Source organism: Sphingomonas sp. DC5200-1 (assembly GCF_049897245.1).
GTDB classification, from domain to species: Bacteria; Pseudomonadota; Alphaproteobacteria; order Sphingomonadales; family Sphingomonadaceae; genus Sphingomonas; species Sphingomonas aquatilis.
Genome location: NZ_JAFCVW010000003.1, coordinates 1 through 19,160 on the forward strand (window position 1 = coordinate 1; position 19,160 = coordinate 19,160).

14 protein-coding genes and 2 tRNA genes are annotated in these 19,160 nt (G+C 67.1%); 9 read left to right on the forward strand and 7 right to left on the reverse strand.

Annotated features, from left to right (window positions below):
• Positions 1-181: 181 nt before the first annotated feature.
• Positions 182-258 (forward strand) — tRNA-Met (locus ACP7A3_RS06205).
• Between the two features lie 1,243 nt (positions 259-1,501).
• Here the strand turns inward: ACP7A3_RS06205 and ACP7A3_RS06210 are convergent.
• A tRNA-Leu gene (locus tag ACP7A3_RS06210) sits at positions 1,502-1,588 on the reverse strand.
• A 110-nt stretch (positions 1,589-1,698) separates the two neighbouring features.
• Here ACP7A3_RS06210 and ACP7A3_RS06215 point away from each other — a divergent pair.
• From ACP7A3_RS06215 to gltB, 5 genes are all read left to right on the forward strand, one after another.
• The gene (locus tag ACP7A3_RS06215) at positions 1,699-2,628 is read left to right on the forward strand and encodes a complex I NDUFA9 subunit family protein (protein ID WP_426256455.1); all 930 of its coding nucleotides are present in this window, start codon (positions 1,699-1,701) and stop codon (positions 2,626-2,628) included.
• A 129-nt stretch (positions 2,629-2,757) separates the two neighbouring features.
• Complete coding sequence (locus tag ACP7A3_RS06220; protein ID WP_017977248.1) at positions 2,758-3,555, forward strand: undecaprenyl-diphosphate phosphatase; 798 nt, start codon at positions 2,758-2,760, stop codon at positions 3,553-3,555.
• A 153-nt stretch (positions 3,556-3,708) separates the two neighbouring features.
• On the forward strand, positions 3,709-5,142 hold the full coding sequence (locus tag ACP7A3_RS06225; RefSeq protein WP_063687128.1) for an NAD(P)-dependent oxidoreductase: 1,434 nt from the start codon (positions 3,709-3,711) through the stop codon (positions 5,140-5,142).
• A gap of 5 nt (positions 5,143-5,147) precedes the next feature.
• Positions 5,148-5,888: a DUF2059 domain-containing protein gene (locus tag ACP7A3_RS06230; protein ID WP_426256566.1), complete on the forward strand. Its 741-nt coding sequence runs from the start codon at positions 5,148-5,150 to the stop codon at positions 5,886-5,888.
• A complete protein-coding gene (gene gltB, locus ACP7A3_RS06235) occupies positions 5,885-10,426 on the forward strand; it encodes a glutamate synthase large subunit (protein WP_426256456.1) in 4,542 nt (1,513 codons plus the stop codon). The genes ACP7A3_RS06230 and gltB overlap by 4 nt, the downstream gene beginning before the upstream one ends.
• Positions 10,427-10,561: 135 nt before the next feature.
• Here gltB and ACP7A3_RS06240 read toward each other — a convergent pair whose 3' ends face one another.
• The gene (locus tag ACP7A3_RS06240) at positions 10,562-10,753 is read right to left on the reverse strand and encodes a hypothetical protein (RefSeq protein WP_426256457.1); all 192 of its coding nucleotides are present in this window, start codon (positions 10,751-10,753) and stop codon (positions 10,562-10,564) included.
• Positions 10,754-10,795: 42 nt separating this feature from the next.
• Here ACP7A3_RS06240 and ACP7A3_RS06245 point away from each other — a divergent pair, with 42 nt between their 5' ends.
• Both ACP7A3_RS06245 and ACP7A3_RS06250 read left to right on the forward strand, forming a co-directional pair.
• Positions 10,796-11,470 (forward strand): glutathione S-transferase family protein, encoded by a 675-nt coding sequence (locus ACP7A3_RS06245; protein WP_017977253.1) that lies wholly within the window; start codon positions 10,796-10,798, stop codon positions 11,468-11,470.
• The gene (locus ACP7A3_RS06250) at positions 11,451-11,819 is read left to right on the forward strand and encodes a tRNA-binding protein (RefSeq protein WP_426256458.1); all 369 of its coding nucleotides are present in this window, start codon (positions 11,451-11,453) and stop codon (positions 11,817-11,819) included. The genes ACP7A3_RS06245 and ACP7A3_RS06250 overlap by 20 nt, the downstream gene beginning before the upstream one ends.
• A 303-nt stretch (positions 11,820-12,122) precedes the next feature.
• Here ACP7A3_RS06250 and pheT read toward each other — a convergent pair whose 3' ends face one another.
• The 5 genes from pheT to rpmI all read right to left on the reverse strand — a co-directional run bounded on the left by pheT (position 12,123) and on the right by rpmI (position 16,868).
• The gene (pheT, locus tag ACP7A3_RS06255; protein WP_426256459.1) at positions 12,123-14,486 is read right to left on the reverse strand and encodes a phenylalanine--tRNA ligase subunit beta; all 2,364 of its coding nucleotides are present in this window, start codon (positions 14,484-14,486) and stop codon (positions 12,123-12,125) included.
• 141 nt (positions 14,487-14,627) lie between these two features.
• Complete coding sequence (pheS, locus tag ACP7A3_RS06260; protein ID WP_426256460.1) at positions 14,628-15,743, reverse strand: phenylalanine--tRNA ligase subunit alpha; 1,116 nt, start codon at positions 15,741-15,743, stop codon at positions 14,628-14,630.
• Positions 15,740-16,078: a GIY-YIG nuclease family protein gene (locus ACP7A3_RS06265; RefSeq protein ID WP_426256461.1), complete on the reverse strand. Its 339-nt coding sequence runs from the start codon at positions 16,076-16,078 to the stop codon at positions 15,740-15,742. The genes pheS and ACP7A3_RS06265 overlap by 4 nt, the downstream gene beginning before the upstream one ends.
• Positions 16,079-16,286: 208 nt before the next feature.
• Entirely contained in the window at positions 16,287-16,652 is a 366-nt protein-coding gene (gene rplT, locus ACP7A3_RS06270) for a 50S ribosomal protein L20 (protein ID WP_017977258.1), read from the reverse strand.
• A gap of 12 nt (positions 16,653-16,664) precedes the next feature.
• On the reverse strand, positions 16,665-16,868 hold the full coding sequence (gene rpmI / locus ACP7A3_RS06275) for a 50S ribosomal protein L35 (protein ID WP_017977259.1): 204 nt from the start codon (positions 16,866-16,868) through the stop codon (positions 16,665-16,667).
• Between the two features lie 172 nt (positions 16,869-17,040).
• Here rpmI and ACP7A3_RS06280 point away from each other — a divergent pair, with 172 nt between their 5' ends.
• Positions 17,041-19,158, forward strand: a complete 2,118-nt coding sequence (locus ACP7A3_RS06280) for an AsmA family protein (protein ID WP_426256462.1) — start codon at positions 17,041-17,043, stop codon at positions 19,156-19,158.
• Positions 19,159-19,160 lie beyond the last annotated feature (2 nt).

Below are 19,160 nucleotides of genomic sequence, written 5' to 3' on the forward strand. Positions count from 1 at the left end.
GCGCCAATGGTACTACTGCCTAAGCAGTGGAAGAGTAGGTCGTCGCCAGGCATTGAAGCCTGTGTGGGAAGAAGAACCCATTCATGATTTCGTCCCAACGGGACACGCAACCCTCGCCATAAGCGGGGGTTCTCGCGTCTCCAACGGACACTCCATCAAAGCCCACTTTGATGGTCCTTGGCGCGGGGTGGAGCAGCCCGGTAGCTCGTCAGGCTCATAACCTGAAGGTCACAGGTTCAAATCCTGTCCCCGCAACCAACCCTCACCAAAGCCCCAGACCACCCGGTCCGGGGCTTTCGTGCGTTTGGGCCCGCACGCCAATCCACAGCGCAACCGCATTGCAGAACCGCCCGGACTTGCGCTGCCAAATCCGCGGGATTGGATTGACTTGACCGCCGCTGTATATCCGCTCAAGTCGCCTCAAGACGCAACGCCGCCGAGCGACGGCCACGAGCATCATCGAACCTGACGGCGGCCGCACCACCGCAGGTTGAAAGCTAAAAGATCTGCTGATTTTCACCCGCGTATGGCTGGGCTGCGACCGCCTCGTCCAAGCATCGCAGCCCGTCGGTCGCGACCAAGCCATTCAGAGCTACGAGGGCGGAAAAGGCCTATCATCCGCGCCGTTCTGATCGTTGCGTGCGCTGACCCGGACCAACGCGCCGGGGCCGCCGCTGACGGGGGCAGGAGATCGATAGAGCAGGGTCGCTATGGCGCGGGCATGCTGTCCAGATCAGGATAGAGCTGGAGCGTTTCGTGCCGGTGTTCGCTCGAAGCACCGTGGGGTCGCGGAGGGAGCGAGTAGTAGGTGACGGTGGCCCGCCGATCGAGCCGGGCGATAGGAGCGCTGCCGCTAGCATTGGCGCCGTAGGATGCGCTGAGAGGCGGTACGGCGTCGAAACATACGCATCCACGATCGAAGCTCCCTGCGTGCTGGCGGCCGACCTAGGAGCCCTTAAAGACGGCATGTCCTTGTGTCCGAAGGTGTATCCCCGAAGTATGGCGTAAGATCCCCGCAAGACCTTCAAACATGTCCCGGTTGGCAGGCCTCGGCACCGCCATCATCTGGCTTCGCCATCGGCGCATCGCCCGCTCGCAGGCGAAGTACGTGTTTGCGCGGGTTTGATGGCGGAAAGGTCAGGCCGGCGCGCGCATCGCGATGCAAAGGTCCTGCTGGGACTGCCGGGCTGTCCTCCGAACCTGAGCGCCTCGTGGTCAATGAAACGCCGCGGCTTGGGGAAAGACGACCTCGGGCCGTCCGCAGCCGATCGACTGCGGATCGCCGCCGGGCGGCACCCGGGTCGGCGTGATAATGCTGTTGTACCTCCGGCAAGCCGATGCGCGGGCCATCGCCGGAGACCTCAGAGGATTATAATGAAAGCGACACCGCCTGCTAATGTTCAAGACCGGGTAAGCGCCACATGCGAAAACATACCCAGAGCAGCCCAGCGGCATGCTCCTCGTTTCCATCTCGGTCTCAACTGCATATCGCAGGAGAAAATGGTGCCCAGAAGAGGACTCGAACCTCCACGACCTTGCGATCGCCAGCACCTGAAGCTGGTGCGTCTACCAATTCCGCCATCTGGGCACGGGGTAGGTGGCGGCCTTTAGGGGGCGGCCATGTGCCTTGTCAACACGCCTTTTGGGGGGCAAGGGGGCGATTGTCAGGACAGCGACGAAAAAAAAGGCCCGAGGCGCATGCAGGACAAGCTGGTTACGATCTTCGGCGGCGGCGGTTTCGTCGGTCGCTATGTGGTGCAGGCGCTGCTGCGCGGCGGCGCCCGGGTGCGTATCGCCGAGCGGGATCCGCGTCATGCCTGGTTCCTGCGCCCGCTGGGCGGCCTCGGCCAGACGCAGTTCGTCGCGGCGGACGTGACCAAGCCGGAGACGGTCGCGCGCGCCGTCGCGGGCGCGGATGCGGTGATCAACATGGTCGGCATCCTGTCCGGCAATTTCGAAGCGCTGCACGTCGGTGGCGCGCGCAACGTCGCCGAGGCAGCGGCTGCGGCGGGCGTCGAGACGCTGGTTCATATGTCCGCGATCGGCGCCGACCCTGAGGCGCAATCGGGCTACGGCAGCAGCAAGGGCCGCGGCGAGGCGGCGGTGCGCGCGGCCTTCCCGGGCGCGGCGATCATCCGCCCCTCGATCGTGTTCGGGCGTGAGGACCAGTTCATCAACCGCTTCGCCGGCATGGTCGCCAAGTCGCCGGTGGTGCCGGTGCTGCGCGCGCCGGTGAAGTTCCAGCCGGTCTTCGCCGCCGACGTCGGCGATGCGATGGCGAACGCGACCGGCGCGGCCTATGCGGGCCGCACATTCGAGCTCGGCGGGCCGGACGTGATGACGATGGGCGAGATCATCCGCTGGATCGCCGCGACGCTCGGCCGCAGCCCCTCGATCGTCGAGCTGCCGGATGCTGCCGGCGCCTTGCTCGCCGCGCTGCCGCTGGCGCCGATCACCAAGGACCAGTGGCTCATGCTCCAGCATGACAATGTCGTCGCAGCGGGGACGGAGGGGCTGGCCGCCCTGGGCGTCGACCCGACGCCGTTGCAGGCGGTCGCGCCCGACTGGCTCGTCCGCTTCCGGCGCACCGGTCGCTTCGGTCGCCGGGCTGCAACACTCGCCGCATAACGCGGACGGCCCCACCGCATCCCCGTTCGCCCCGAGCCTGTCGCCACCCCGCCCCACAGGTGCACGGGTGGCATCGACCGGACCGGGCGACCGGACATCCCATTACCGCCCCCGCCTTAAGGACCGCGCATGGACCTCCTCACCGTCATCCTCCTCGGCATCGTCGAGGGGGTCACCGAATTCCTGCCCGTCTCCTCCACTGGGCATCTGATCCTCGCCGGCACGCTGCTCGGCGTCCAGGACAAGGCGACCGCGACCTTCGACATCGTCATCCAGCTCGGCGCGATCCTGGCGGTCGTCGTCCTCTACTGGCGGCGGTTCTGGGATGTCGCGGTCGGCCTGTTCGCTAAGAAGCCCGGCGCCTTCGCCTTCGTGCGCAACATCGTGCTCGGCTTCCTGCCGGCGATGGTCATCGGTCTCGTCGTCTACAAGGCGGTGAAGGCGCTGCTGGAAAGTCCGACGGTCGTCGCGGTCGCGCTGATTGTCGGTGGCATCGCGATCCTCGTCATCGAGCGGCTGGTGAAGCAGGCGCGGATCGAATCGGTCGAGGCGATGCCCTGGTCGACAGCGCTGGGTGTCGGCGTCGTCCAGTGTCTGGCGATGATCCCGGGCGTCAGCCGCTCGGGCGCGACGATCATGGGCGCGCTCAGCATGGGGGTCGATCGGCGCGCGGCGGCGGAATTTTCCTTCTTCCTCGCCATTCCGACGATGCTCGCCGCCTCCGCCTACGATCTGCTGAAGTCGGGCGCGACGCTGGGGCAGGGCGAGTGGCTGAGCATCGCGATCGGCTTCGTAGTGTCGTTCGTCGTCGCCATTGTGGTGATCCGCTGGTTCGTCGGCATCGTCAGCCGGCACGGCTTCGCCCCCTTCGCCTGGTATCGCATCATCGTCGGCGCGGTGGCGCTCGTCGCGCTCCAGTTGCGTTAGGAGTTAAGGCGGACCTAATTTGGCGCGCTGCGACCTTGATGAGAGTCGATCGCAAAGATAATTGCCGATTTTAGGTCAGCAAATAAGCCATATCGGTCATTTTGCGCATGACATGGGCCACTCCGCTTCCTATTGCGGTCGTGAGGAGGCCTTATGGCGCACGATTCCATGCTGAAGTTCGTAGGCAGGCCGCAGGCCTATCCCGCCAAGCGTGACGCTGCAGCGCGGGCGGAGGATTTCGCCGAAATCGCCGCGCGCTATGCGCCTCCGGCGGCGGAGGATCAGGCCGGGCGCTGCTCGCAATGCGGCGTGCCCTATTGCTCGGTCCATTGTCCGCTGCACAACCATATCCCCGACTGGCTGCGCCTGACCGCCGAGGGGCGGCTGCGCGAAGCCTATGAGCTCAGCAACTCCACCTCGACCATGCCCGAAATCTGCGGCCGCATCTGCCCGCAGGACCGATTGTGCGAGGGCAATTGCGTCGTCGAATTCACCGGCCATGGCGCGGTGACGATCGGATCGGTCGAGAAGTTCATCACCGATACTGCGTGGGAAGAAGGCTGGGTTGAGCCGCTGGTGCCGGGGCCCGCGCGCGGCCAGTCGGTCGCGGTGATCGGCGCGGGGCCGGCAGGCCTGACGGCGGCGGAATATCTGCGTGGCCATGGCTATGAGGTCCACGTCTACGACCGGCACGACCGCGCCGGCGGGCTGCTGACCTATGGCATCCCCGGCTTCAAGCTCGAAAAGCCCGTCGTCATGCGCCGCGTCGAGCGGCTGAAGGCGGGTGGCATCGTCTTCCACGAAGGCTTCCGCGTCGGCGAGGATGCGAGCCTGGACGCATTGCGCCAGCGTCATGACGCAGTGCTGATCGCGACCGGCGTCTACAAGGCGCGCGCGCTCGACGTCGCGGGCGGCGACGACAGCCGCGTCGTTGCGGCACTCGACTATCTGATCGCATCGAACCGCAAGGGCTTCGGCGATGCGGTGCCGGCGTTCGATGGCGGCGCGCTGAACGCCGAGGGCAAGCATGTCGTCGTGATCGGCGGCGGTGATACCGCGATGGACTGCGTGCGCACCGCGATCCGCCAGGGCGCGGCGAGCGTGAAATGCCTCTATCGCCGCGATCGCACCAACATGCCCGGCAGCCAGCGCGAGGTCGCCAATGCCGAGGAAGAGGGCGCCGAATTCGTCTGGCTCTCCGCCCCCGCCGCCTTCGACGCCGACGGCACGGTGCGCGCGCGGAAAATGCGGCTGGGCGCCGCCGACGCCAGCGGCCGCCGCGCGCCCGAACCCGATCCCAGCGGCGACTTCACGTTGCAGGCCGATCTGGTCGTGAAGGCGCTGGGCTTCGATGCCGAGGATCTGCCAACGCTGTTCGGCGCGCCCGAACTGGGCGTCAGCCGCTGGGGCACGGTGCTGGTCGATGGCAAGACGCTGATGACGAGCCTCGACGGCGTGTTCGCCGCCGGCGACATCGTCCGCGGTGCGAGCCTGGTCGTCTGGGCCATCCGCGACGGCCGCGACGTCGCCGCGACGATGCACAAGTGGCTGAAGGCCAAGGCGAAGGCCGGGAGGGTCGCGGCGTGAAGACCATGAGGATCGCGGCGGCGCTGTGCGCCCTGATGCCGGGCGTGGCATCGGCACAGACCGCGCCATCGGCGCCGGTCGTCGCCACAGAGACGGCCCCGGCTTCGCAAGAGGCGCTTGTCGAGGCGCGCAAGGTTGCCGCGCGATTGTTGCCACCGGGCGTCTACAAAACCGTCATGTCGGGGTCGATGCAGGCGATCACGGGCAGCATGGGCGACGCGCTGAAAGCGATGCCGCTCCGCCAGATCGCGGAACTGGGTGGCCTGACACCGGCGGAGGCCAAGGCGCTCGACAAGGTCAACATCGCAGAGGTGATGGCGATCTACGATCCGTATTGGCAGCGGCGTCAGGAACTAACGATGCAGGCGATGTTCGGTGCGATGGGCGACTTCTTCACCACGATGGAGCCGACGCTGCGGGAGGCGATGGCACACGCCTACGCCGATCACTTCACCGTTGCCGAACTGACCGACCTCGACCGATACTTCTCGACCCCGACCGGCGCCAAATATGCCGCCCGCGCGACGACGATCATGACCGATCCTGCGGTGATGGCGTCGATGAAGGATATCATGCCCAAGATGATGCAGCAGATGCCGCATTTCATCGAAGCGGCGCAGAAAGCCACCGCCGGCCTGCCGCCGGTTCGTAAGCTCGACACTATGACACCCGCCGAACGCGCCAAGCTTGCCAAGGCGCTGGGTGTCGATCCGAGCAAACTCCACGATCCCAAGGTGACGTCATGATGACCGACCCCATGAAGACCGACCCCATGAAGGCCGACCAGCGCGCCTATCTCGCCGAACACGGCATGTACCGCCCCGATAGCGAAGGCGATGCCTGCGGCGTCGGCCTCGTCGCCGCCACCGATGGTCGCGCATCGCGGCGCGTCGTGCAGTCGGCGGTCGATGCGCTGAAGGCGGTGTGGCACCGCGGCGCGGTGGACGCCGACGGCAAGACCGGCGACGGCGCGGGCATCCACATCGACCTGCCGCATCGCTTCTTCGACGATGCGGTCGTCGCCAGTGGCCACAAGGTGCTGCCCAACCGCCTCGCGGTCGGCATGATCTTCCTGCCGCGTACCGATCTCGGCGCGCAGGAAACGTGCCGCACGATCGTCGAGAGCGCGATCATCGAGGCGGGCTACACGATCTACGGCTGGCGCCAGGTGCCCGTCGACGTGTCGGTCATCGGCATGAAGGCGCAGGCGACGCGGCCCGAGATCGAACAGATCATGATCGCCGGTCCGATGCCGGACGACGTCGATGCCGCCGAATTCGAGAAGAACCTGTATCTGGTCCGTCGCCGGATCGAAAAGCGCGTCATCGCCGCGCAGATCCAGGGTTTCTACATCTGTTCGCTGTCGTGCCGCTCGATCGTCTACAAGGGCCTGTTCCTCGCCGAGAGCCTGTCGGTCTTCTACCCCGATTTGCAGGACCAGCGGTTCGAATCGCGCGTCGCGATCTTCCACCAGCGCTATTCCACCAACACCTTCCCGCAATGGTGGCTGGCGCAGCCGTTCCGCTGCCTGGCGCACAATGGCGAGATCAACACGGTTCGCGGCAACAAGAACTGGATGCTCAGCCACGAAATCCGCATGGCGAGCCTCGCGTTCGGCGAGCATTCGGAAGACATCAAGCCCGTGATCCCGGCGGGCGCCAGCGACACCGCGGCGCTCGACGCGGTGTTCGAGACGATCTGCCGCTCCGGCCGTGATGCCCCGACCGCGAAGATCATGCTCGTGCCCGAAGCATGGCAGAAGGACACCGACGTCCCCGCCGACCACGCCGCCATGTATCAGTATCTCGCGTCCGTCATGGAGCCGTGGGACGGCCCCGCTGCGCTCGCGATGACCGATGGCCGCTGGGCGGTGGCGGGCGTCGACCGCAACGCGCTGCGCCCGCTGCGCTACACGCGCACCTCGGACGGTCTGCTGATCGTCGGATCGGAAACCGGCATGGTCGTCGTTCCCGAATCGACGATCGTCGCGAAGGGCCGGCTGGGGCCGGGCCAGATGATCGCGGTCGACCTGGACGAGGGCCGGGTGATGAACGACCGCGAGGTCAAGGACCGGATCGCCGGCGAGCATGACTATGCCGCGATGATCGGCGAATTCCACACGCTCGACGATCTGCCCGACGTGCCCGACGCGCTGGTCCGCTACGATCGCGCGAACCTCACCCGCCGCCAGGTCGCCGCCGGCCAGACGCTGGAGGATATGGAGCTGATCCTCGCGCCGATGGTCGAGACGGGCAAGGAGGCCGTCGGCTCGATGGGCGACGACACGCCGCTCGCCGTCATCAGCGACAAGCCGCGGCTGATCAGCCAGTTCTTCCGCCAGAACTTCAGCCAGGTGACGAACCCGCCGATCGACTCCTTGCGCGAACGCTATGTCATGTCGCTCAAGACGCGCTTCGGCAACCTCGCCAACATCCTCGATACCGAGGATCAGCGCGACCGCGTGCTCGTGCTCGATTCGCCGGTGCTCACCGGCCAGCATTGGGCGCGGCTGCGTGCGCACTTCGCGCGCACCGCGACCGAAATCGACTGCACCTTCGACGCCGATGGCGGCCCCGAAAAGCTGCGTGCTGCGATCCAGCGCATCCGCAACGAGGCCGAACAGGCGGTGCGCCAGGGCAAGAGCGAGCTGTTCCTGACCGACGAGCACGTCTCCGAAGACCGGATCGCGATCGCCGGCGTGCTGGCGGCGGCGGCGGTGCATACGCATCTCGTTCGCCGGGGCCTGCGCTCCTACGCCTCGATCAACGTGCGTTCGGCCGAATGCCTCGACACGCATTATTATGCGGTGCTGATCGGCGTCGGCGCGACGACGGTGAACGCCTATCTCGCCGAAGCCGCGATCGTCGACCGCCACACCCGCGGCCTGTTCGGCGACCTGTCCTTGGACGAGTGCCTCAAGCGCCACCGCACCGCGATTGAGGAAGGGCTGCTCAAGATCATGAGCAAGATGGGGATCGCGGTGATCTCCTCGTACCGCGGCGGCTATAATTTCGAAGCGGTCGGCCTCAGCCGCAGCCTGGTCAACGACCTGTTCCCCGGCATGCCCGCGAAGATCAGCGGCGAGGGCTATAACTCGCTCCACTACAGCGCGATCGTTCGCCACGAACAGGCGTGGGACGAAGGCGTCGCGAAGCTGCCGATCGGCGGCTTCTACCGCCAGCGTCATACGGGCGAGACGCACGCCTATTCGGCGCAGCTGATGCACCTGTTGCAGACCGCGGTGTCGACCGACAGCTATACGCAGTATCTGCAATTCAGCCGCGGCGTCGCCGACCTGCCGCCGGTGTATCTGCGCGACCTGCTCCAGTTCAACTTCCCCGCCGAAGGCGTGCCGGTCGACCAGGTCGAGGCGATCACCGAGATCCGCAAGCGCTTCGTCACCCCCGGCATGTCGCTGGGCGCGCTCTCTCCCGAAGCGCACGAGACGCTGGCGATCGCCATGAACCGCATCGGCGCCAAGGCGGTGTCGGGCGAGGGCGGCGAGGACGTCAAGCGCTTCAGCCCGTACGAAAACGGCGACAACGCCAATTCGACGATCAAGCAGATCGCGTCGGGCCGCTTCGGCGTGACCGCCGAATATCTCAACGCCTGCGAAGAGATCGAGATCAAGGTCGCGCAAGGGGCGAAGCCCGGTGAGGGCGGGCAGCTGCCCGGTTTCAAGGTGACCGAATTCATCGCCAAGCTGCGCCATGCGACGCCGGGCGTGACGCTGATCAGCCCGCCGCCGCACCACGACATCTATTCGATCGAAGACCTCGCGCAGCTGATCTACGACCTGAAGCAGATCAACCCGCGCGCGCGCGTCTGCGTGAAGCTGGTGAGTTCCTCAGGCATCGGCACCGTCGCGGCGGGTGTCGCCAAGGCGCATGCCGACGTCATCCTCGTCGCCGGCCACGTCGGCGGCACGGGTGCGAGCCCGCAGACCAGCGTCAAATACGCCGGCACGCCGTGGGAAATGGGCCTCAGCGAGGTCAATCAGGTCCTCACCCTCAACGGCCTGCGCGGCCGAGTGCGCCTGCGCACCGATGGTGGCCTCAAGACCGGTCGCGACATCGTCATCGCCGCGATCCTCGGCGCGGAGGAGTTCGGCATCGGCACGTTGTCGCTGGTCGCGATGGGCTGCATCATGGTGCGCCAGTGCCATTCGAACACCTGCCCGGTCGGCGTCTGCACGCAGGACGAAGCCTTGCGTTCGAAGTTCGTCGGCACGCCCGAAAAGGTCATCAACCTGATGACCTTCATCGCCGAAGAGGTGCGCGACATCCTCGCTCGCCTGGGCGTGCGCAGCCTCGACGAGGTGATCGGCCGCACCGAATTGCTCCGCCAGGTCAGCCGCGGCGCCGAGCATCTCGACGACCTCGATTTGAACCCGATCCTTGCCAAGGTCGATGCGACCGATGCCGAGCGTCGCTTCAGCCTGTCGACCTTCCGCAACGACGTGCCCGACAGCCTCGATGCGCAAATCATCAAGGATGCCGCCGCCGTCTTCAGCCGCGGCGAGAAGATGCAGCTGACCTATTCGGTGCGCAACACGCACCGCGCGGTCGGTACGCGCCTGTCGAGCGAGATCACGCGCCGCTTCGGCATGAGCAAGCTCGCCGACGGCCACGTCACGATCCGCCTGCGCGGCTCCGCTGGCCAGTCGCTCGGCGCCTTCATGTGTAAGGGCATTACGCTGGAGGTGTTCGGCGACGCCAACGATTATGTCGGCAAGGGCCTGTCGGGCGGCACGATCATCCTGCGGCCGGCGGTGTCGTCCCCGCTCGCCAGCCAGGACAATACGATCGCGGGCAACACCTGCCTCTATGGCGCCACCAGCGGCACGTTGCTCGCGGCGGGGCAGGCGGGCGAGCGCTTCGCGGTGCGCAATTCGGGCGCGACCGTGGTGGTCGAGGGCTGCGGCGCCAACGGCTGCGAATATATGACCGGCGGCGTCGCGGTGCTGCTCGGCACGGTCGGCCAGAATTTCGGCGCCGGCATGACCGGCGGTATGGCCTTCGTCTACGATCCGCACGCGACCTTCGAACGCCGCGCCAATCCCGACAGCATCGTCTGGCAGCGTCTCGCCTCGGCGCATTGGGAAGGCGTGCTCAAGGACCTCGTCGAACGCCACGCCAAGGCCACCGACAGCAAATGGTCGAAGAGCCTGCTCGCCGACTGGGACCGGATCGCCGGTGATTTCTGGCAGGTGATCCCGAAGGAAATGCTCTCCCGCCAGACCCACCCGCTCGACGACACGGTCGAGGCGGTGGCGGCGGAATAGGGATCGACAACATTTCGTCATCCCGGCGCACGCCGGGATCCATGGAAGGCGGTGAGGCCGCGGTAGCGCGCATCATCAGCCGCATGCATCCATGGATTCCGGCCGGCGCCGGAATGACGAAAACGGGAAGCGTCCTTATCCCACCACCGTCGGCTGGCCCTGCATCTCGCGTCCCTGCTCGCCCAAGGCGTTGCGCAGCACGATCCCCAACGCCTCCTCAACGGTGACCTGCCAACGCGCAGCCAATGCGCGTAACCCGGCTTCGATCTCCGCATGGTCGATGTGGATCACGCCATCGATGATGCGAACACCGTCATCGAAGGCCATCACTGCTTCCCTCCATCCGCCCATGCTTCTAACACCGCAGGCATGTGGCAGCTCTACCAATTCCCCCTGTGCCCGTTCAGCCGCAAGGTGCGGCTGCTGCTCGGTGAAAAGGGCATCGGCTATCAGCTGGTGCGCGAATCGCCGTGGGAGCGGCGCGACGAGTTCATGGACATGAACCCCGCCGGCGAAACGCCGGTGATGGTCGACGCCAGCCGCCCGGGTGCGCCGCTGATCGATTCGATGGCGATCTGCGAATATTTCGAAGAAACGGTCGACAAGGCGGCGACGATCAACGGCACCGCCGCCAACCGCGCCGAGATCCGCCGGCTGGTGACGTGGTTCGACACGCATTTCTATCGCGACGTCACCGGGCCGCTGCTGCACGAGCGTGTCGTCAAGCGCCTCGCCCACCGCGCCTCGCCCGATGCCAAGGGCCTGCGCGAGGCGATGAAGGCGGCGGTCAGTCATCTCGATTACACCGATTACCTGCTCGATCACCGCAACTGGCTGGGCGGCGCGACGATGAGTCTCGCCGACCTCGCCGCCGCCGCGCAGATTTCGGTGGCGGACTATTTGGGCGGCATCGACTGGAAGGGGCATGACCAGACCGCGCGCTGGTATCGCGGCTTCAAGAGCCGTCCGAGCTTCCGGCCGTTGCTGTCCGAGCGGATGGAGCTAATCGGCCCTCCGGCGCATTATGACAATGTCGACTTCTGATCCGCTCGGCCCCGACCCGCTGACGTTCGCCGAATTCGAGCGGGTGGACATCCGCGTCGGTACGATCGTCGCCGCCGAGCCCTTCCCCGAAGCGCGCAAGCCCGCGATCAAGCTGCGCATCGATTTCGGCGAGGGCATCGGCATCAAGCGGTCGTCGGCGCAGATCACCACGCACTACACCCCCGAAGACCTGATCGGGCGTCAGGTCGCCGCGGTGGTCAACTTCCCGCCGCGCCAGATAGGGCCGGTCATGTCCGAAGTGCTGACGCTCGGCTTCCCCGATGCGGACGGCAAGGTGGTGCTGATCGCCCCCGATCAGCCGGTGCCGAACGGCGGCCGCCTCTTCTAATTAAGTCCTCCCCCGCCAGGGGGAGGTGGCATGCCGCAAGGCATGACGGAGGGGGAGGTCAGCGAAGCGCTTCGGTACTGGCGGCGTGAATGCCCGCCCCGTCACCGCCGTAGGTAGCACCCCGCATCGCGTCGCTTCGGCCAAGCTCTCATGCATCTGCCCAAACCCAGCCGTCACCCCAGCGCAGGCCGGGGTCTCCCGGTGAAGGCGTCCGCCAAAAGCTGCCAAAGACCACAGCCTGCGCCGGGGTGGCACCTACGGGCAGGCCGAGTTTCCCGCCCGTTCCGACAAAGGTGCCGCGAATCAGCTCCGCAGCACCGCACCCTGTTTCGCCGCCGCCGCGACGATCTTGTCGGCGATCGCCTTCAGCGCCTCGTCGGTGAAGCTCTTGTCGGCGGGCTGGAGCACCGCCTCCACCGCGACCGACTTGAACCCCTCGTCGACGCCGGCGCCGGTGAACACGTCGAACACGCGTGCCCCCGTGATCGCCGCCTTGTCCGCTGATCGCACCGCGCGCACCAGCGCGTCGGCGCTGACGCCCTGCGGCACCAGGAAGGCGAAGTCGCGGCGCACCGATTGCAGCGCCGGCGGCGCGAAGGCCGGGCGCATGAAGCCGCTCATGCGCTTGGCGGGTAGCGCATCGAGATACACTTCCACCGCGGCGACTGCGCCGTCGAGGTCGAACGCCTTGAGCAGGCTGGGGTGCAGCATGCCGAAGCGCGCCAGCACCGTCTTCGGCCCCAGCCGCAGCGTGCCAGACTGGCCGGGGTGCCACGCGTCGCCGGCCTCGCCCATCACCTGCAGATTGTCGACCGGCGCCCCCGCCGCGGCGAGCAGCGCCAGCGCCTCCGCCTTGGCGTCATAGGCGTCGAAGCCCGTCGCCTTGCCGCCACGCCAGCCGCGCTCGCGCGCATGGCCGGCCAGCACAACGCCCACGGTCGGATGCTCGCCATCGACCAGGTAGCGGCGGCCGATCTCGAACAGCCGCACGGTCGCGATGCCGCGCTTCAGGTTGCGTGCGCTCGCCGACAGCAGGCCGGGCAGCAGCGACGGCCGCATGACCTTCAGGTCTTCGCTGATCGGGTTGGCGAGGCTCCACGTGCCTCCGCCGAACGGCGCGGCCTGCGCTTCCGACAGGAAGCTCCACGTCACCGCCTCGTCCAGCCCGCGCGCGGCGGCGGCGCGGCGGACGCGGCGTTCCAGCTTCTGATCGGGCGTGGCGGTCGGGCGCGCGACGCCGGGCGTGCGCGGCAGCGCGACGGGCGCGACCTTATCGATCCCCTCGATGCGGATGACTTCCTCGACCAGATCGGCGGGGCCGTCGATATCCCGGCGCCACGTCGGCACGGTGACCGTCCAGTCGCCGTCGACCGTGAAGCCGAGCCGTTCGAGGATGTCGCGCTGCCGCTCCGGTGCGACCGCGAGGCCGCCCAGCGTTTCGGCGCGCGACGGATCGTAGCGAATCGTCCGCGGCGCCACCGGCGGTTCGCCCGCCCGCGTCACGCCGCTCGCCGTGCCACCGCAATAGTGCTGGACGAGGAAGGTCGCGATGGCCAAGCCGTCGTCGAGGAACGCCGGGTCGACGCCGCGCTCGAACCGCTGGCGCGCGTCGCTGGTGAGCGTGAGCGCCTGGCCCGTCCGTGCGATCGCGTCGGGCGCGAAATAGGCGCATTCGATGACGACGTCGGTCGTCTCGGCTGTGACGCTGGAATGCTCGCCGCCCATGATGCCGCCGATGTCATGAACGCCCGCCTCGTCGGCGATGACGGTCATGCCCTCACGCAGCGTATAGGTCTTGCCGTTCAGCGCCTCGATCGTCTCCCCGTCACGGGCGGACCGCGCGACGAGGCCGCCGGTCAGCTTCGCGCGGTCGTAGACGTGTAGCGGCCGGCCCAGATCGACGGTCATGTAATTGGTGATGTCGACCAGCGTCGAAATCGGCTTCTGCCCGATCGCGGTCAGCCGCTGGCGCATCCATTCCGGCGCCTGGCCATTGGTGAGGCCAGTGACCGCCTGCGCATAGAAAGCCGGGCAGCCGGCGGCGTCCTCGATCCGCACGTCCGGACCGGGGCCTTGCGCATCGATCGCGGGCACGGTCGGCGGCACCAACGTGCCGAGGCCGGCGGCGGCGAGATCGCGGGCGATGCCGTGGACGCCCATGCAATCCTGCCGGTTGGGCGTGATCGACACGTCGATGACCGGATCGTTCAGCCCGGCATAGTCGGGGTAGGGGGTGCCGACCGGCGCGTCCTCGGGCAGTTCGATGATGCCGTCATGGCCCTCGCCGATCTCCAACTCGCGCGCCGAACACATCATGCCGTTCGATTCGACGCCGCGAATCGCCGCGACCTTCAGCGTCACGTCCAGGCCGGGAACATAGGCACCCGGCGCGCCGAACACGCCGACGAGGCCGGCGCGTGCGTTGGGCGCGCCGCAAACGACCTGCATCGGACCGTCACCGGCATCGACGCTCAGCACCTGCAGCTTGTCGGCCTGCGGGTGACGCTCGGCGGACAGGATGCGCGCGACGCGGAACGCCTGCAGCGCCTCGCCCGGATTGTGGACGCCCTCCACCTCCAGCCCGATGCGCGTCAGGCCATCGACGATATCGTCGAGGCTCGCATCGGTGGTCAGGTGGTCCTTGAGCCAGGAGAGGGTGAATTTCATGTCGCTTTACCTTCGTCATCCCGGCGAAGGCCGGGATCCATGGACCCGGGCGGTGTGAGGCGCGCGGTCCGTGTCCCAATTGTTGTCCCGCTGTCCATGGATCCCGGCTTTCGCCGGGATGACGGACTAATGGGTGTCAGCCTACTGAGCCCCGACGCCGCCCGACAGCGTCGGCACGTCCAGGCTGGAAAAGCCGTAATGCTTCAGCCAGCGGATATCGCCGTCGAAGAAGGGCCTAAGGTCGTCCATGCCGTATTTGAGCATGGCGAGCCGGTCGATCCCGCAGCCGAAGGCGAAACCCTGCCATTCGTTGGGGTCCAGCCCGCACGCCTCGATCACCTTCGGATGGACCATGCCGGACCCGAGCACCTCCATCCAGCCGCCGCCCGATCCACCGATCACGCGCTTGCCCTTCTCGATCGTATAGCCGACGTCGACCTCCGCCGACGGTTCGGTGAACGGAAAATAGCTCGGGCGCAGGCGCAGCACGATGTCGTCGCGCTCGAAGAACGCCTTCAGGAACGTCTCCAGCGTCCACTTCAGGTGGCCGAGCGTGATGCCCTTGTCGATCACCAGCCCTTCGACCTGATGGAACATCGGCGTGTGCGTCGCATCCGAATCGGAACGATAGGTACGGCCCGGCGCGATGATGCGGATCGGCGGCTGCTGGTTCAGCATCGTGCGGATCTGCACCGGCGACGTATGCGTGCGCAGCAGCGAGAAGGTCGTGCGCTCGTCGAAGCTGCCGTCCGCCTTCGCGTCGATCCCCTGTTGCAAATAGAAGGTGTCGTGCATCGCACGCGCCGGATGCGTCTCCGGAATGTTGAGCGCGCTGAAATTATGCCAGTCGGTCTCGATTTCCGGCCCCGTCGCGACCGCGAAGCCCAGGTCGGCGAAGATCTCGGCCAGTTCGTCCATCACCTGGCTGACCGGGTGGACGGTGCCGGCGAGCGGCGCGTCGGCGGGCAGCGTCATGTCGAGCGTTTCGCTCGCCAGCCGCGCATCCAGCGCCGCGCGCTCCAGCGCCTCTTTGCGCGTGGCGATACCGGTGGCGACCGCCTCGCGCAGGCCGTTGATCCGCGGGCCTTCGACCTGGCGCTCCTCGGGGCTCATCTTGCCCAGCGTCTTCAGCAGCGTGGTGACGCTGCCCTGCTTGCCGAGCGCCTCGACCCGCACCGCCTCGAGCGCATCGAGGCTTGCGGCGGATTCGATCGCGGCGATCAGTTGGCCGCGCAGGGTGTCGAGGTCTTGCGTCACGTCATGCTCTCTTTCGTCGGGACCGGCAGCAGCGGGGCAAGCCCCAATCCGACGCCGAGATCGCCCCAGTCTTCGTTCTGCGCTTCGATCAACTCGATCTTCCACGCGCGCCGCCATTCTTTCAGCCGCTTCTCGCGCACGATGGCGGCTTCCATCGTGGCGTGTACCTCATACCAGACGAGGGCGTGGACGCCGTATGCCTTGGTGAAGCCGGGGATCAAGCCCTCGCGATGCTGGATGAGGCGTGCGAGCAGGTTTGAGGTGACGCCGATGTAGAGCGTGCCATGTCGACGGCTGGCAAGAATGTAGACGCAAGGCTGGAAGACGTCGCGCATGATGGGTTGCCCCTTCTCGCCCCCACCCCTCGTCATCCCGACGAAAGTCGGGATCCATGGAGGGGGTGTGGCCGATGGTAGCACGCAAACGCGAACGGCCCGAGTCCATGGATCCCGGCGTGCGCCGGGATGACGAAGGGAGAACCAGAACCAAAAAGGGCGCCGGTGTTGCCACCGACGCCCCTTCGCATTCCGTCCGTCAGGCGCGTTACGCGGCCTGGGGCAGAGCCGCCTTCGCCTGCGCGACGATCGCGGCAAAGGCCGCCGTCTCGTGCATCGCGATGTCGGCCAGGACCTTCCGGTCCAGGTCGATGTTGGCGAGCTTCAGGCCGTGCATGAACTGCGAATAGGTCAGGCCTTCCGCGCGGACGCCGGCGTTGATGCGCTGGATCCACAGACCACGGAAGGTCCGCTTCTTCACCTTGCGGTCGCGATACGCATACTGGCCGGCCTTTTCGACGGCCTGGCGAGCGATACGGATCGTGTTCTTGCGACGGCCGTAATAGCCCTTCGCCTGGGACAGGATGTTCTTGTGCTTGGCGCGAGTGGTTACGCCCCGCTTGACGCGTGCCATGTCCTGATCTCCTTACTTGAGGCCGTACGGCGCCCAGGCCTTCACCGTCGCGGTGTCGGCCTTCGACAGCACCTTGGTGCCGCGGTTCTGGCGGATGTACTTGCTGTTGTGCGAAATCAGGCGGTGGCGCTTGCCGGCGACGCCGTGCTTCAGCAGGCCGCTGGCGGTCAGCTTGAAGCGCTTCTTGACGCCGCTCTTGGTCTTGAGCTTGGGCATTTTGGTCCTTTCGCTATGAGCAGGCATGGACAGCCGCGGCAGCCCTTGATGGCCGGGCAGTCCTGTAGCGCCTCGCTCGGGAAGCGGGCCCCTTACCGCCGCCGCGCGCAAAACGCAAGGACGGGGGGACCGATGCGGAACCGGAACGAGGGCGCACGCGCTTGGCCCCTCGATGGAGACGCCCGCTTCCGCCCCGTCCCAGACGATCCCGCCCGCGCGCCGCCGCCGTGCGTGGCGAATCGCGCGCAACATCGTGCTCGCGGTCATCGCGCTAATCGTCGCGATCTGGCTTGTGCTCTATATCACCAAGGGCCGCTTCCTGCGCGCGTCCTTCGAACGATTCGTCGGCGGCCAGACGCATCGCGCGGTGCGGATCGACGGCGACTTCCAGCTCTATTTCGCGCCGTTCAAGATCAAGTTCGTCGCCGAGCGGATGACGATCGCGAACCCCGCCTGGGCCAGCCGCCCCTATCTGTTCGATGCGGCGCGGATCGACACGCGAATCGCGCCACTGTCGCTGCTCTGGGGCAAGCGCCGGCTCTATTGGCTCGATCTCGTCGACGGCAAGGTCGACCTCGAATGGAAGCCCGACCACAGCACCAACACCTGGACGTTCAGCGACAAGAAGGGCGGCAAGCCGCTCGATTTCCCGCGTATCGATGTCGCCAACGTGCGCGGCACGACCGTGCGCTACGTCGACCCGCGCATGCAGGTGACGGCCGACCTCGCCATCGCCGACATCCGGTCGACCGATGCGCGCATCGGCAAGTCGGTCGGCGTCACCGGCACCGGCCGTATCCGCACGGCGCCGTTCACGCTGACCGCGCGGCTGCTGACCCCCGATGCGACGGTGAACCGCGGCCAGAACCAGCTCGTCGCGCGGATGCGTGCGGCGGGGAACGTGATCGACGTCGCGGGCACCTTGCCCTCGCTCGCCGAGATCGAGCGCGTGCCGCTGTCGGTCGCCGCGCGCGGGCGCAACATGGCCGATCTGCTCGGCATCATCGGCGTCGCCATCCCCAATACGCGCACCTATCGCATCCGCGGCCAAATGGTGAAGGACGGCGCCGACTATCGCTTCACCCGCCTCACCGGCGTGGCGGGGGCGACCGACCTTGCCGGCACGCTCACCGTGACGACGGGCGAGCGGCTCCACCTCGACTCCACGCTCGCGACCAAACGCCTCGACATCATCGATGCCGCGCCCTTCATCGGCTATAATCCCGATATCGTCGCGACCAGGGGCGCGGAGGCCGCGGCGGCGGTGGCCGGGGCGGCGAGCGGCCGGCTGCTGCCCGATGCCGCGCTGCCGATCGCGACGATGCAGCGCTTCGATGCTGACCTCAAATGGACGGTCGGCGTCGTGCGATCACGCAACGTGCCGATCAGCAACGTCGACCTCACGCTGGCGCTGAAGGACGGGCGGCTGGCGCTGTCGCCGCTCACCTTCGCGATGGCGCGCGGCAATGTGGCGAGCGACGTGGTGTTTGACACGCGCGCCCGGCCGTCGGCGGTCCGCTACGACATCCGCCTGACGCCGACGCCGCTCGGCCGGCTGCTGAAGGGCTATGGCGTCGCAGAGGCGGGGACGACCGGCACGATCCACGGCCGCATTCGGCTGGACGGGCGCGGCGACACGATCCACGATTCGCTCAGCACCGCGCGCGGGCGTATCGCCTTCATCATCCCGCAGGGCGATCTGACGACCGGCAATGCGCAATTGTCCGAACTCGATATCGGCACCTTCGTGCAGAAGATGTTCGAGGATAAATTGAAGGAGCCGGTGCGGATCAACTGCGGCCTCGTCGGCTTCACCGTGCGTGGCGGCGTCGCAGCGGCGGACCCGATCCTGATCGATACGTCGAAGAACGTGATCCTCGGCCGCGGCGGCTTCAGCTTCCGCACCGAAGGCGTCGACCTCGCCATCCGGGCGGACGGCAAGAAGTTCAGCCTGTTCTCAGGGCAGTCGCCCGTCGGCATCGGCGGCACCTTCGCGCATCCCAAGCTCGACGTGATCAGCAACCAGCTGCTCGGCCGCGCCGGCGCGGGACTGGGGCTGGCGGTGGTCGCGACGCCCGTCGCGGGCATCCTCGCCTTCGTCGATGTCGGCGACGCCAAGGCCGCCGCCTGCGGCCCGGTGCTCGCCGGCGCCACCGCCGCGGCGCAACGCACCACCAAGGGCGCGCCCCGCGACGACGTCGGCCACGGTACGACCGCCAAGGAGGAAAACGGCAAGGCCTCCGGCGGCGAACGCAAGACCCAGCGCAAGAAGTTCCTGGGGATTTTCTGACG